Below are 13,385 nucleotides of genomic sequence, written 5' to 3'. Positions count from 1 at the left end.
CTTGTTTCCTTGTATTTTATTTCAGTGTATAAACCTCAATTGCTTCGTATTTAGGACTTCTATCCATATGCGTCTGATATAAAACCACTTCTGCGGCAGGGAATGAGATTGTCTCTGTTAAAACAGATTCATTTCCCAAAAGGTCCGGCTCAAAAGGGCTGCTGCCTGCCCACTTCCTTGCCAGAGTGATATGCGGCTTAAATGGCCGGGTCTCCAGCTGAAAGCCTGCTTCCTTACAGGCATCAAAAACTTTCTTCCTTACCTCGCCAAGCCTGGGCTGGGCTGCTGTGTCCGACCAAAAGATCCTGGGCTGATCCGGCTTTCCGAAGACGCCAAACCTTGAGGTGGATAGGCTGAAAGCTTCCTCTTCCTCAAGTGCCATCCTGACAAGCCTGGCTGCATGCTGCAGCTGATCCTTCCCTGCATTTCCCAGAAAGGCCAGCGTAATATGATAATCCTGATAATGGACCCATTTTTGAAATTCAAGCATTCCTGCTGCCGCTTCGCATTTCAGCTTCAGCTTTTCTTTGGCATCGTCAGGAAGCCGCACAGCAAAAAAATAATGTGTTTGCATCAATAAAACGCCCTTTCCACGACATTTCAATTTATTTTAACAAAATTTGCACAGCCGGGAACAAAAAGCTGCCGGAAAATCCTTAAGATTTGATAGCCTTCCCACCTTTTAGGTATGATTATGGAGCAGAGCATTAAATGAAAATCATTTAGTTTTCCCTCCTTTTGCATGAGATTTGCTGAAGGAATGCAAAATAGCTTTATTATTATTTTTAGAAAGGAAGAGTTTTATGAAGGTTGTAGACAACCTGTCTGACTTGATTGGCGACACGCCGCTCGTGAAGCTGAACAGGCTGGCCCCAGAGAATGGGGCAGCCATTTATGCAAAGCTTGAATTTTACAATCCGAGCAAAAGCGTCAAAGATCGGGCAGCTTTTAATATGATCATTAAAGCAGAGGAAGAAGGAAGGCTGAAAAAAGGGTCAACCATCATTGAGCCTACAAGCGGGAATACCGGGATCGGCCTTGCGATGAATGCTGCTGCACGCGGCTATAAGGCCATTCTTGTTATGCCTGACACAATGACACTTGAACGGATCAATCTGCTGAAAGCGTATGGGGCGGAAGTGGTCCTCACACCAGGTGATGAAAAGATGCCCGGATCAATCAAAAAAGCGCTGGAGCTTGCAGAGGAAATCCCGGACAGCTTTGTCCCGATGCAGTTTGATAATGAAGCAAATCCCGATGCCCACAGAAAATCAACCGCACTTGAAATCATTGATGGGATGGAACAGATCGGAAAGCCCCTGTCTGCTTTCGTCGCGACTGCAGGCACAGGCGGAACGATCACCGGAACCGGAGAGGTGCTGAAAGAGAAATATCCGGGTCTTGAGGTCCACGTTGTTGAACCGAAGGGCTCTCCAGTCCTTTCAGGAGGCAAGCCCGGCAAGCATAAGCTTGTAGGCACCAGCCCCGGTTTTATCCCTGAAATCCTTAATCAGGATGTTTATGATGAAATCCACCAGATCAAGGACGAAGAGGCTTATGACACAACAAGGAGGCTCGCCAGGGAGGAAGGCATCCTTGTCGGCCCTTCCTCAGGGGCAGCCTGCTTTGCGGCCATCGAAGTCGCCAAAAAGCTCACACCCGAAGATGCAGTCGTCTTCATTGTGTGTGATACAGGAGAAAGATACCTTTCCAGCGACCTGTTCCGTTTTGAGTAAGATAGTATAAATGACGGAAACAGCTTTATATGAAAAAACCGGCCATGCCTCCTGATCTGGAGTGCCTGGCCGGTTTTTTTCAGCTGTTCAACGCACCTGTTTGAATGCTTCCGCATTCCTTTTCAATTTTTTCGAGGAATAGGCCTTGCAGCTTCTGCGTCAGCTCTCCTGGCTTACCGTTCTTCACAGGACTGCCGTCAATCACGATGACCGGCATCACTTCAGCTGTTGTGCTGGAAATGAAGATTTCATCTGCACCAAGGAGCTCATCAATCGTGAATGCTTTTTCCTCAAACGGAATATCATTCTCACGGGAAATCTCGAGCACTTTTTGCCGTGATATCCCATTAAGAATGAAATGGTCAGCCGGATGTGTCACCAGTTTATCGCCACTTACGATGAAGATATTAGATGAGCTGCCCTCGGTCACTGTATGGCCCCGATGCTGGATGGCTTCAAAGCACCCAGACTGGGCTGCCTTCTGCTTGGCCAGCAAATTGCCAAGCAGGTTAAGGCTTTTAATATCGCAGCGGAGCCAGCGGATATCTTCAGTCAGTATTGCCTTGATCCCCGATTTCATATTCTCCTCCGGCCGCGCAGCTTCACGGGTATAGGCTACGAAAGCGGCAGGGACTTCACTGCCCGGAAAGGCGTGATTCCTTGGCGAAATGCCCCTTGAATACTGAAGGTAGACTGTTCCGAAACCAATTTTGTTCTTCCCGATCAGCTGTTCCAGTTTCGTTTTTAGCTCTTCCTTTGTAAAACCAGGGTTCAGTCCGATCTTTTCACAGCTTTCAGACAGCCTGTTCAGGTGTTCCTCAGCTGTAAACATTTTGCCGTTATATACCCGGATTACTTCATAGACACCATCGCCAAACTGATAGCCTCTGTCTTCAATGTCAACCTTGGCATCTTTGCGTTCAATCAATTCCCCATTCAGGATTGCATATTCCACTTTCGTTCCTCCCCTATACAATATTCAGCCTGTTTCTTTTATTTTGCCAGCTCATAAATAGCCTGTGCATAGATGGCTGCAGCTTTTACAAGGTCCTCAATAAACATATATTCATCCTTCTGGTGGGCAATGTCCTCCCTGTCAGGGAATAATGGGCCAAAAGCGACACCGGCCTTCAGGGAACGGGCATACGTTCCTCCCCCGATCGAGATGAGCTTGGCCTCATCTCCAGTCTGCTCCTCATACACTTTTTTCAGCGTCTGGATCAGGAAAGTATCCTCATCCACATGATGGGGCTTGGAATCTGTAAAGTTTTCGAGGCGGAACCCTTCTTTTCCAGCAGCAGCCATGACCGTTTCCTTGGTTAAAGCCATATCATTGGTGACAGGGTAGCGGAGATTCAATCCAAGCCGTCCGCCTTCTGCCTGTGAATAGCTTATCTTTCCAAGATTGATGGTCAGGTCGCCTGTGATATCGTCAGAGTAGGCCGCGCCCAGCTGCCTGCCGCGGGAATCCTTGAAGAAATAGCGGTCAGCAAAGCTGAAAAATTGGGCTGCCTTTGAATCGATTGAAAGCTCTGACAGGAATTTAGCTAAATATAAGCCTGCATTCTTCCCGTTATCAGGCTCCATCCCATGTGCAGAAATTCCTTCAACCTCAAGAATCAACTCACCATTATCCACATGATAGCTGCCTTTCAGGTCATGCTGCTTCTGGAAATCTACAAAACGCTGCAGCACCTCTGTCTGTTCATGATGGACAAGCAGGGATGCTTTGGCATAGTCAGGGACCATGTTGTATCTTCGGCCGGACTGGAATGAAGCAACTTCTGCCTTGACATCGCCATCCTGATTTTCTGCTGTGCTTTCCTGAACAAGGTCAAAGTCGGAAATTCCTTTTTCTGCATAGATGATCGGAAAATCAGCATCTGGGGCGAAGCCGATATCAGGCATCTGCTCGTGCTTGAAATAATGGTCCACACAGCGCCAGTTGCTCTCTTCGTCCGTTCCGACGATCATCCGCACTTTTTTGCTCAGCGGCAGCCCAAGCTCCTTGACTATTTTCATAGCATAATAAGCGGCCATTGTAGGCCCTTTATCATCCAGCGCCCCGCGTGCAAAAATCTTTCCATCCCTTATTTCTGCAGCAAAAGGATCGCTTGTCCATCCGTCACCTTCAGGAACAACATCGACGTGGCAAAGAATCCCGACGATTTCTTCTCCACTCCCAAACTCAATATGTCCAGCAAGATTGCCGGTGTTTTTCACGGAGAATCCGTCCTTGCTGCCCAGCTCCAGCATAAAATCAAGTGCTTCTTTGACTTCTTTTCCCAGAGGGGCATCTTCAGTCGCATTCTCTTCATCAAGAATGCTCCTGATTTGCAGAAGCTTCTGGGTATCAGCCAGGAAAGCCTGCTCACGTTCTTCTATTTCTTTCTGCCAATCAATGTTTTTCATACAAATCCTCCTTATGTACATTCAAAAAGCAGACCGGATGCATCCGGAATAATTAAACCAATTTCGCTCTTCCATTATAAATCATTTCAATGGAAAACCTTAAATCAAAGAGAAAGGCTGCCAGCAGGCATCTGGCCTGTCAGCCAAAGTCCTCCCGCTGCCGCCAGTATAACAAGAATGATGGACAGAAGAAAGAGAGCCCATACCGCTTTGGTCCTTGCCGAAAAATACGCATCTCTTTCACCGTATTTTTTTGTGAGGGGGTGGGAGATCGTGATTTTTCCCCAAACCATCTGCAGCCAGGAAAACATCATGATGAGGAAGCCGATGGCTATAAGTGTTTTTAACCAGATAGGCGGAATGATGACGATCGCTGCCACTGCAGGTGATATGATTTTTAAATAGTTTCCCCAATAAGACGGGTTGCGCAGGAATACTTTAATGAAAACTTCCAGAAATCCGGCAGAGACCGTCCTTTTTTTAAAGATCCTTTTTGATTGCCTGAACAAAAAAGGCTTTTTTCTTACTGCGGAAGGCGAAGGCATCTCTACCTCATAGGAAAGCTGGAAAATTAAGCCTGTATATTTGACTCGTTCCTCCCTCTCAAATGCCGCTTCAGTATCAAAGGTATGTGTTTTGGACAGATTCCTATTGTATAGGAAGCTTCCCAGGGCAAGCAGCAGAATAGCCGACATATTAAAGGCCAGCAGATTTCCCCCGAGCCACAGGGCAAAAACCAGCTGGACCATCCAGCTTAACAGCACAAAGCTTGCAAGACTGAATAGTATCCTTAAAAGCTTCCCTTCTATCTTCCTCAGATTTTGCTTCAGCCACATAATAAATACTCTGCAGGAAAAGAAAAACAGGAAATAAGAAACGGCATATAGCATTGTAAAGCCGTAGTGCCCTATTAAAAAGGGAAGCAGCAGAATGGCTATGAAGGCTGCCTGGCATGCTCCAGCCAGAAGAGAATAGAAAAAAGCTCCTTTTTTAAGGCCGAAATAAAGCTTCCGGTTTTTAATTAGAAATACCTTATCTGCCTCCTGGATAAAGGTTCGGTAATGGCCGCCCCATGAGGCAATATAGCCTGGAAGGAACAGGAAAGCTGCCGGCACCATTAAAATCCACCCGGGCATTTCTGTCCACCAGGATCTGTATATGAAAAAGGAAATGACTGCTGCAGGAACCGCCAGATAAAGGATGATGGTCCAGTCCGCAATTGATCTGAAGACGCTGTACTGATATTTCCATTCTGCCGAAAGCCTTTTAAAAAGGAGCCTGCTGCTAGTCATTTACATGCTCCTCTGAATACATGTGGAAGCAATCGAACAGCGACCCGCCCGGCAGGCCGCATTGCTGCCTGATTTCATCCATGGTCCCTGATGCCGCGACCCTGCCTTTATTAATGATTATAAACCTGTCGCAAACCTTTTCGGCAGTGTCCAGAACATGGGTCGACATCAAAATGCCTGCACCCTTTTGGCGCTCCTTTTCGACTGATTCCAGGAAAAGCCTTGTTGCATTCGGATCCAGGCCGATGAAAGGCTCATCAATGATATATACAGAAGGGTTGATGATCAGAGAGAGGACCAGCATGGCCTTCTGCTGCATCCCTTTTGAATATGTATGGGGATAATCATGTGCATAGTCTGCCAGCTTATACAGCTCCAGCAGCTCTTCCGCCTGCTTCCTGTATTCCTGATCGCTGAGCCCTTCTACTGCAGCGATGAAGTCGAGATGCTCCCATAATGTAAGCTCGTCATAAAAGATGGGCCGCTCGGGAACATAAGAATATTTGATCCCCTCTTTAAAAACGGTTTCTCCTTCTGTATAATCCATCAGGCCAAGGATCGTTTTGATCGTAGTGCTCTTTCCCGCACCATTCGCCCCGATCAGGCCGATCAGCTCTCCTGAATGGACTTCAAATTGAATATCCTGCAGATATGGAGCCTCTTTGCTGTATCCCGCCTGTTTTATTTGCGCTGTTAATAGTTTCATTGTTTTCCCCCCGATATATATACGGCGAAGAGAAGGAAAAAGTTTCCTTGGTCAATCTGCAAGATAGATTGCATCACCTGTTCGGATCGGACCTGTACGCACCACTGAAGCATAGACGCCGAAATGATTGCTCCTTTCTTTGGCAACCATTTTCAGAAGGGCGGCATCCTTACCGGCATCCTCCGGATCGACTGTGATGATCTGGCATCTTTCACAATGACGCTTAATCATGATAGCGGATCCTCCGCTGCCGATGATCAGCTTTTTCCCAAACCAGCTTTCTTCTGCAAAGGGAACAGATCCTTCAATATCAAGGATAATATTGGCCCGGAAGCGCCGGTGATCAACTTCTCTGCCCCGCATTTCACCGAGCTTTCTCAATGAAGCGGCGGAAACGAGCTGCAGATGCTCCTCTTCTATTGGACCTAAAGGTATACTCTTTGGCGAGTATTGAATCTGCTCAGTTTTTTTGCCTGTGAGGCTTTCTAAATAACCTGCTACGCGGGGATCGCCCCATTTGGCGCTACTTCCGTCAGGCATTCTGATGATGACTGCCGGAAACATGTTATCCTGTTCCTTTCCTGCAAAACGCGCTGAAAATGTGGCCATCTCGGGAGCCTGGGTAATGGTCAGGAATTTCCCGGGCCTCGACGTGTCCAGGAAAGCATGGCTCCTGTCTCCATATAATCCGTAAGACATCAGCCGCGTCTCTGCCACACTTTCACCGCCAAAGGATTTGACAGGGTGCCTGATGATTTCTTTAATCGTTCCCACCTTCATATCTCTCTCCCCTTTCCCGCTGCTTTTTTCCATATTATAGCACGGTGTTTGTTCAGACGGCAGACAAGGCTTACTCGATAAACTCATGGTAAGCACCAAAAAACGCTGCTGAACTCTTCAGCAGCGTTCATTTCTTATTCATAATAAGGCTTAAGCACTTCCAATACTTCAGGGTTTCCGTATTCCTGAGCGTAATCATAGGCTGTAAGGCCCTCTGCATCTGTATATAACGGATCTGCCCCATATTCCAGAAGCAATTCAGCCATACTGGCATCATCTGCAAAAACCGCGCTCATTAAAGGCGTTGTGTCATAGGCATCAACTGTATTTGGATCAGCTCCGTGTTCTGCCAGGAGCCGGGCGGCATCGGCCTGTCCGCTGTACACGGCCCAGTGCAGGGCAGTTGAGCCTTCACTGTCAGCAGCATTAATGTCAGCTCCATTCCCAATCTGGTTTTCAATAGAGGCGAGGTCACTTGTCTCTGCAGCCTCCATCAGAGGCGTAATTCCTTCCACTTCTTCAACTGGTCCATCAATTGGCATATCTGAGAGCATATCAAGATTTTCGATTCCTTTTAAGCCAAACCATAGCCCTGTTCCGGCAAGGGCCAGAAAGAGCACAGCTGCGATAGAACCAATCCAGACAGTACTTCGCTTCTCTTTAAGCACCAGTGCCGTTTCCGGGGCAAAAAACTGTGCCAGTGCATGCAGCCTTTTCGGAAGATGCGGATGAGTGGAAAGCTTCTCATTCAGCCATATGAAAATGCCCTGCTCCGACTCGATCTGTTCCATATAGGTTTCCTGGTCGACCTTCTTATATAATTCTTTCCCGATGGCAAGCATTGTCAGCGCATTCCTGGAAGCTTCATAAGACTCAGTATAGTAGGCAGCATAGCGGTCACAGGTATACTCGCAAGCTCTTAAATACGCATTTCCCAAAAATGGCACCCACAGAGCAGGCAGCAGGAGGAAGCTGACTGTCACATGCCTTCGTTTCAGATGGGCAAACTCGTGTGCCAGTACAAACAATACCTCCTTCTCCGCTTTCTGCTCAATCAATTCAAAAATACCAGAATACAGCACCACCATATTTTTTCTGAAAAACCTGGCTGCAAAAGCATTGAGAACCCCTTCGGATTCCACAATATAAATATCCGGGACTTTCGCAAGCCCCATCTGCCCGGCCACTGAAACCGCCTTTCCATACAGCTCTGGGAATTGCTTTTCCCCAAGCTTTACACCGTTCCTGCGGATTCCGGCCATCATCAGCCCGTGGAGAATGATGGTGGCAGTCAGCAAAATGGCCAGCATGATAATGCCAATAATAGTTATAGATAATAGCAAATACGTAAGGATGCCGAATAAAATGACAAAAGCAAAATAGAGACTTTCTTTTCTGTGTACGAGCTGTTCACGCAACGAATGATTCAAATAATTCCATCCCCTTCAGTTATCTGCATAAATTACTCATTGATTATAATGAATTTCCCCATTTGGGAATACAGGTAAATAGGCCCATTAAAAAAAAGCTGGTAAACACATATGCAGATACTTAAATGCATAGAGATGTAAAGAGAGCCAGGCATCATGCAAGTTTCTGATCAGGCAGGCACCAGTATGGAAATGGAGCCAATTCCAACCAAAATGTGTTAATCTTTTGTAAATTCAAGTATTAAAGTAGCATTATCAAGCAAGAAAGAGTACAATTATTGTAGAAGTATGACATCTAGAACATTCTTTAATGATTAGAAAAGGAGTTGTCTGGGGAAAAGAAAACTACATACCTTGAAGACATGTTTCTTCATCGAAGCTGTCGGTTGCAGGAATTTGCCAAAGGTTTGAAAAAAGGATAGGGAGTGGTTCTTTGAAACCTTCGACTAACCGGATGTTAAACCGCATTAAAGCCGTCTACATGTTTATTTGTAAGCGCGGAACTGTAACAACTCAGGAGCTTGTAGAGGAATTTGGTATTACTCCTCGCACCATACAACGAGATTTGAATGTCCTGGCCTATAATGATTTAGTCATCAGTCCGAGCAGAGGAAAATGGACGACGACGCAAAGAAAAGTTAAATTATCATCGTAAATACAGTCTCCCGGGCTCGGGGGATCCATAAACAAAAAAATCGCCCTTATCAGGCGATTTTTTTGTTACTTCACTTCATATTCCATCAGAGACTGCAGCTCTTCCTCTGTCAGCTCCCTGTACTCACCAAGCTCGAGCGTCTCATCAAGCCGCAGCGGCCCCATCGAAAGCCTCTGCAGATATACCACTTTCTTCCCTACAGCTTCAAACATTCTTTTGACTTGGTGAAACTTTCCCTCTGTGATCGTCAATTCGATATCAGACCGTTCTCCGGACTTCAGGATATTGAGCTCTCCCGGCTTTGTCGCATAGCCGTCATCCAGGATGACTCCTTTGCGGAAGGCAGTGACATCTTCTTCCGTCACTTCCTGGTCTATGACTGCAAAATACGTTTTCGGCACATGCTTTTTTGGGGAGAGCAGGCGGTGGGCCAGCTGGCCATCATTCGTAATCAAAAGCAGACCCTCCGTATCCTTATCAAGCCTTCCGACCGGAAAAGGTTCAAAGATCAGATCCTCTGCCTCAAGGAGATCAATGACCGTTTCATCTCTGTTATCTTCTGTTGCTGAAATGACGCCCGGCGGCTTGTTCATCATCAAATAAATAAATTCCCTGTATTCGACGGTTTCTCCGTTTATACGGATCAGATCTTTTTCAGGATCGACATGCTGCTTGGCATCTTTGATCTTTTCATCATTGACGGTCACCGAACCGTCCTTAAGCAGCTTTTTTACCTCTTTCCTGCTGCCGTATCCAAGATTGGCCAGCACTTTATCAATTCTCATCCTTCTTCCTCCTTAAAAATTTCAGTCCCGGGACCACTGCTTTTATCATAGACTGCACTATCTGGTTATTTACCTGAGTATAGTAGAACTTTTTACAAAATGAAAGGAGCGCTTCTTATTCACTATTTTCCCGTCTGCCCTTATCCCCTGCCCCCTGTCTTCCGTACATCTCCTTCTTTTTTATCCCAGGGAGATGCCCAGATTCTGCAGCGCGTCATCGAGCTCGAACGCACCGTCGAGCAGCTTAACAAACAATGCAGCCGGTTCAACAGGAGGCTGAACCGCATTGAGCGCAGGCTCGGGCTCGGCGGATCCGCCCCAATCTACTATAATCCGGAGCTCTAGCACCCCTTCACGGAAAAAAATGAAAGGCCCCGCTTCGTGCTGCGGCGGCCTTTCGTTTGGCTTTATTAAAAGCGGAGGCGGAGCTTCTGTTTGATTTTCTCCACTCTTTGTCCAAATAGGAAATAAACAAGCCTTGTTCTGAAGGCCAAGTAAAAATAGATGGCTGCTCCAATGCCTGCACAAATGAAAATGATGATCAGCGACTGGATGGTAGAAGCCGGAGACAGGAATAATGTCAGCAGTTTATAGGATACTGCAGTTCCGGCAAACATGAATGCCGTGAACAGGATGATCAGCAGGCTCCTTCTGACGACCAGGCGGAATGGATATTCCGCATAGGTCCTGATGACATATAAATTGATCAGTATGGCTGCAGTGTATCCAAGGGTTGTAGCCAATACTGCTCCCTGTGTTTCCATCACCTTGATGAGCGGAATATTCAGGCTCAGCTTGACGAGCAGACCGACAAGCAGGCTCAGAATCGTGAATCTCTGTTCATTGATGCCCTGCAGGATCGCCGCTGTAACGGAGAACAAGGAAAACAGCATCGCCACCGGGGCATACGTTCTCAAAACCTCTGTACCCAATTCCTTATGCTCGTAAAAGACAGTGAAAACCGGCTCAGCCAGCAGTGAAAGCCCCGCTGCGGCAGGCAATGTAAGAAAAAGGAGCACCTGGAATGTCTGGTTCAGCTGCTTGTTCAGGCTCGTACGGTCATTATCTGTGAACGCCTTCGTTATGGCAGGGACAAGTGTCAGTGAAAAGGCCGTTGCCAGCGACACTGGGATGATCACCAGCTTATGCGCCTGAAAGTTCAGCACCGCCAGTGACGACTCAGCCTGCCCGGCAAGGCCAATTTCTGCCATCGCCCTGTTGAATGTGAGCTGGTCAATGATTTGAAACAAGGGGTTGGCAAGGCCGACAAAGATAAATGGTGCAGCATATATGAGAATTTCTTTATACATATCCTTCAGGGAAATATCCATCGTCCCTTTGTCTTGAAGGAGGAGGTCATCCAAATGGGATTTCCGTTTATACCAGTACCAGAACAGTACCGCAAGGCTGCCAATTGCTCCTATGAATGCAGCAAAAGTTGCCACGCTGACAGCTTTGACCAGGCTTCCGCCCATCCAGTTCAGGACAATATAGGCACCGGCAAGCAAAAAGACAATGCGGACAATCTGTTCAACAACCTGGGAAACGGCTGACGGTCCCATTGATTGATGGCCCTGGAAGAATCCTCTGATTAAACTCATGAACGGGACAACAATCAAAGCAAAGCTTACTGCCCTGATGACAGTAATAACATCACTGACACTGGAGTCCAGATCAGAGTCAGGAATGAATAATTCTGCAAGGACCGGGGCCGAAAAATAAAGAATTAAAAATGAGAAAATCCCGCTGCAGAGCATGACGACAAGGCCGGACTTAAAAAGCTTTCTGCCGACAGCATACTCTTCAAGGGCATTATACTTGGCAATAAACTTGGAAACAGCAAGGGGGATCCCCGCTGTAGCAATGCTGATAAAAATCGTATACGGAACATAGGAGTACTGGTATAAAGCACTTCCATGGTCCCCTACAATCCGGTAGAACGGTATCACATAAAACAGGCCCAGAACCTTTGAAATAATGGTTCCGAGGGTTAAAATAAAGGTACCTCTTAAAAGCTTAGATGACATATAATCCCTTCCTAAAAAGAAAATCTTGCTTCATTCATCCATGCGGCCGGCATCATGCCGCAAGACCGCCAATTTTATCAGTTTCTGTCGAAATGTAAACACACTATTAGTAGTTTACCCTTCTTTCGCCCCCAAAGCTACTAGATTGCCGGGCGTCCCACCAGAAAAATACGCAGATCGGGCAGGCCCCGCCAGATTAGACGTGTTCCCCCTGAATAAATTTGCCTTTCCCTTCCGTTTGTACTAATGTTAAAAAAGCAAAAAGTAAATAAAGTTGGTGAAAAAATGTACGATGTAATTGTAATTGGAGGCGGTCCATCAGGCCTGATGGCTTCGATTGCGGCGGCAGAAAAGAGAATGAAAGTCCTTCTTATCGACAAGGGAAACAAACTTGGCAGAAAGCTCGCCATTTCAGGCGGAGGCCGCTGCAATGTTACGAACCGCCTGCCCATCGATGAGATCATAAAGCATATTCCCGGCAACGGCAGGTTCTTATACAGCGCATTTTCTATTTTCAGCAACGAAGATATCATCAGCTTCTTCGAGGATATGGGCATCCAGCTGAAAGAGGAAGACCATGGCAGGATGTTCCCTGTCACAGACAAGGCCCAGTCGGTCGTTGATGCGCTCCTTTCAAAAATGAAGGAGCTCCGTGTCGAGGTGAAAACCGATTCACCGGTGGAGGATATTTCTTATGGGGAGAATGGGCATACAGTATTTCTGAAAAATGGAGCAAAGTATGATGCCAGGTCGCTGGTTATTGCGGTGGGAGGCAAGTCAGTCCCACATACCGGTTCTACAGGGGATGGCTACGCATGGGCGGAAAAAGCAGGACACACGATCACCGATCTGTTCCCGACAGAGGTGCCTGTCACTTCTTCTGAGCCATTTATAAAAAATAAAGTTCTGCAGGGGCTCGCTCTCAGGGATGCAGCTCTAAGTGTCCTGAATCCTAAAGGCAAGCCCCTTATCACCCATAAGATGGACATGCTCTTCACCCATTTCGGCGTAAGCGGCCCTGCCGTCCTGAGATGTTCGCAGTATGTGGTGAAAGCGATGAAGAAGTGGGATCTTAAACAAGTCGTATTAAGCCTTGATGCTGTTCCGGACCGGAAGGAAGAGCCGTTATTCCAGGAAGTGTCCTCCATGATAAAGGCTGATCCAAAAAAGAGCATTAAAAACATCCTGAAAGGACTTTTGCCGGAACGCTACCTGCTGTTCCTGCTCGATTGGAATGAAATCGATCCATCTGCTCAGGGCGGGACCATTTCGCATGAAAAGATCCGCCTGTTTGTAAAAAGCTGCAAGGCATTTCAATTTAAAGCCGATGGCACCCTTCCGATTGAAAAAGCATTCGTCACTGGCGGCGGTGTATCCACAAAAGAAATCGAACCGCAGACAATGGCCTCCAAGCTGATGCCCGGCCTCTACTTTTGCGGTGAAATCCTGGATATCCACGGCTATACCGGCGGCTATAACATCACCTCAGCGCTGGTGACAGGCAGGCTTGCCGGTTCCAATGCAGCAGAAGCTGCGTCCTATTAAAAAAACGGCCCATCTGT

The 13,385-nt window shown here is 47.0% G+C and carries 13 protein-coding genes; 4 read left to right on the top strand and 9 right to left on the bottom strand.

What is annotated here, in order from left to right; genetic code table 11:
* Positions 1 to 16 precede the first annotated feature (16 nt).
* Positions 17 to 574, bottom strand: coding sequence for an RNA 2',3'-cyclic phosphodiesterase (gene thpR, locus Q9R36_RS14600; RefSeq protein ID WP_311225438.1), 558 nt, complete (start codon positions 572 to 574; stop codon positions 17 to 19).
* Between the two features lie 229 nt (positions 575 to 803).
* On the opposite strand from thpR, the gene cysK reads away from it, so the two are divergent.
* Entirely contained in the window at positions 804 to 1,736 is a 933-nt protein-coding gene (gene cysK, locus Q9R36_RS14595) for a cysteine synthase A (protein WP_009795240.1), read from the top strand.
* Positions 1,737 to 1,815: 79 nt separating this feature from the next.
* Here the strand turns inward: cysK and dat are convergent, their stop codons facing one another.
* The 6 genes from dat to Q9R36_RS14565 form a co-directional block, all read right to left on the bottom strand.
* Positions 1,816 to 2,691 (bottom strand): D-amino-acid transaminase, encoded by an 876-nt coding sequence (gene dat, locus Q9R36_RS14590; protein WP_148951085.1) that lies wholly within the window; start codon positions 2,689 to 2,691, stop codon positions 1,816 to 1,818.
* 38 nt (positions 2,692 to 2,729) lie between these two features.
* Positions 2,730 to 4,148, bottom strand: a complete 1,419-nt coding sequence (gene pepV / locus Q9R36_RS14585; protein WP_224952399.1) for a dipeptidase PepV — start codon at positions 4,146 to 4,148, stop codon at positions 2,730 to 2,732.
* A gap of 104 nt (positions 4,149 to 4,252) precedes the next feature.
* Positions 4,253 to 5,440 (bottom strand): ABC transporter permease, encoded by a 1,188-nt coding sequence (locus Q9R36_RS14580; protein ID WP_009795243.1) that lies wholly within the window; start codon positions 5,438 to 5,440, stop codon positions 4,253 to 4,255.
* Positions 5,433 to 6,146, bottom strand: coding sequence for an ABC transporter ATP-binding protein (locus Q9R36_RS14575; RefSeq protein ID WP_009795244.1), 714 nt, complete (start codon positions 6,144 to 6,146; stop codon positions 5,433 to 5,435). The genes Q9R36_RS14580 and Q9R36_RS14575 overlap by 8 nt, the downstream gene beginning before the upstream one ends.
* A gap of 51 nt (positions 6,147 to 6,197) precedes the next feature.
* Positions 6,198 to 6,926 (bottom strand): MOSC domain-containing protein, encoded by a 729-nt coding sequence (locus Q9R36_RS14570; RefSeq protein ID WP_022544293.1) that lies wholly within the window; start codon positions 6,924 to 6,926, stop codon positions 6,198 to 6,200.
* Between the two features lie 134 nt (positions 6,927 to 7,060).
* Positions 7,061 to 8,356, bottom strand: coding sequence for a M48 family metallopeptidase (locus tag Q9R36_RS14565; protein ID WP_248137480.1), 1,296 nt, complete (start codon positions 8,354 to 8,356; stop codon positions 7,061 to 7,063).
* A gap of 433 nt (positions 8,357 to 8,789) precedes the next feature.
* On the opposite strand from Q9R36_RS14565, the gene Q9R36_RS14560 reads away from it, so the two are divergent.
* Entirely contained in the window at positions 8,790 to 9,011 is a 222-nt protein-coding gene (locus tag Q9R36_RS14560; protein WP_009795247.1) for a DeoR family transcriptional regulator, read from the top strand.
* Between the two features lie 65 nt (positions 9,012 to 9,076).
* On the opposite strand, the gene Q9R36_RS14555 is transcribed toward Q9R36_RS14560, so the two are convergent.
* The gene (locus Q9R36_RS14555) at positions 9,077 to 9,796 is read right to left on the bottom strand and encodes a pseudouridine synthase (protein WP_009795248.1); all 720 of its coding nucleotides are present in this window, start codon (positions 9,794 to 9,796) and stop codon (positions 9,077 to 9,079) included.
* A 99-nt stretch (positions 9,797 to 9,895) separates the two neighbouring features.
* On the opposite strand from Q9R36_RS14555, the gene Q9R36_RS14550 reads away from it, so the two are divergent.
* Positions 9,896 to 10,141 (top strand): hypothetical protein, encoded by a 246-nt coding sequence (locus Q9R36_RS14550; protein ID WP_311225437.1) that lies wholly within the window; start codon positions 9,896 to 9,898, stop codon positions 10,139 to 10,141.
* Between the two features lie 65 nt (positions 10,142 to 10,206).
* Here the strand turns inward: Q9R36_RS14550 and Q9R36_RS14545 are convergent, their stop codons facing one another.
* Positions 10,207 to 11,823, bottom strand: coding sequence for a putative polysaccharide biosynthesis protein (locus Q9R36_RS14545; RefSeq protein ID WP_311225436.1), 1,617 nt, complete (start codon positions 11,821 to 11,823; stop codon positions 10,207 to 10,209).
* Between the two features lie 285 nt (positions 11,824 to 12,108).
* Between Q9R36_RS14545 and Q9R36_RS14540 the strand changes: the two genes are divergently transcribed.
* On the top strand, positions 12,109 to 13,368 hold the full coding sequence (locus Q9R36_RS14540; RefSeq protein WP_094769902.1) for a BaiN/RdsA family NAD(P)/FAD-dependent oxidoreductase: 1,260 nt from the start codon (positions 12,109 to 12,111) through the stop codon (positions 13,366 to 13,368).
* Positions 13,369 to 13,385 lie beyond the last annotated feature (17 nt).

The sequence above is a fragment of the Bacillus sp. AG4(2022) genome, assembly GCF_031844465.1.
Taxonomy (GTDB): domain Bacteria; phylum Bacillota; class Bacilli; order Bacillales; family Cytobacillaceae; genus Bacillus_AB; species Bacillus_AB infantis.
The sequence above is the reverse complement of the archived record's forward strand: the minus strand, read 5'-3'. Positions and strand labels throughout refer to the sequence as shown.

Coding starts and splice junctions, on each gene's coding strand:
- thpR (WP_311225438.1), bottom strand. CDS start 574: ATGCAAACACATTATTTTTTTGCTGTGCGGCTTCCTGACGATGCCAAA.
- cysK (WP_009795240.1), top strand. CDS start 804: ATGAAGGTTGTAGACAACCTGTCTGACTTGATTGGCGACACGCCGCTC.
- pepV (WP_224952399.1), bottom strand. CDS start 4,148: ATGAAAAACATTGATTGGCAGAAAGAAATAGAAGAACGTGAGCAGGCT.
- Q9R36_RS14580 (WP_009795243.1), bottom strand. CDS start 5,440: ATGACTAGCAGCAGGCTCCTTTTTAAAAGGCTTTCGGCAGAATGGAAA.
- Q9R36_RS14575 (WP_009795244.1), bottom strand. CDS start 6,146: ATGAAACTATTAACAGCGCAAATAAAACAGGCGGGATACAGCAAAGAG.
- Q9R36_RS14570 (WP_022544293.1), bottom strand. CDS start 6,926: ATGAAGGTGGGAACGATTAAAGAAATCATCAGGCACCCTGTCAAATCC.
- Q9R36_RS14555 (WP_009795248.1), bottom strand. CDS start 9,796: ATGAGAATTGATAAAGTGCTGGCCAATCTTGGATACGGCAGCAGGAAA.
- Q9R36_RS14550 (WP_311225437.1), top strand. CDS start 9,896: ATGAAAGGAGCGCTTCTTATTCACTATTTTCCCGTCTGCCCTTATCCC.
- Q9R36_RS14545 (WP_311225436.1), bottom strand. CDS start 11,823: ATGTCATCTAAGCTTTTAAGAGGTACCTTTATTTTAACCCTCGGAACC.
- Q9R36_RS14540 (WP_094769902.1), top strand. CDS start 12,109: ATGTACGATGTAATTGTAATTGGAGGCGGTCCATCAGGCCTGATGGCT.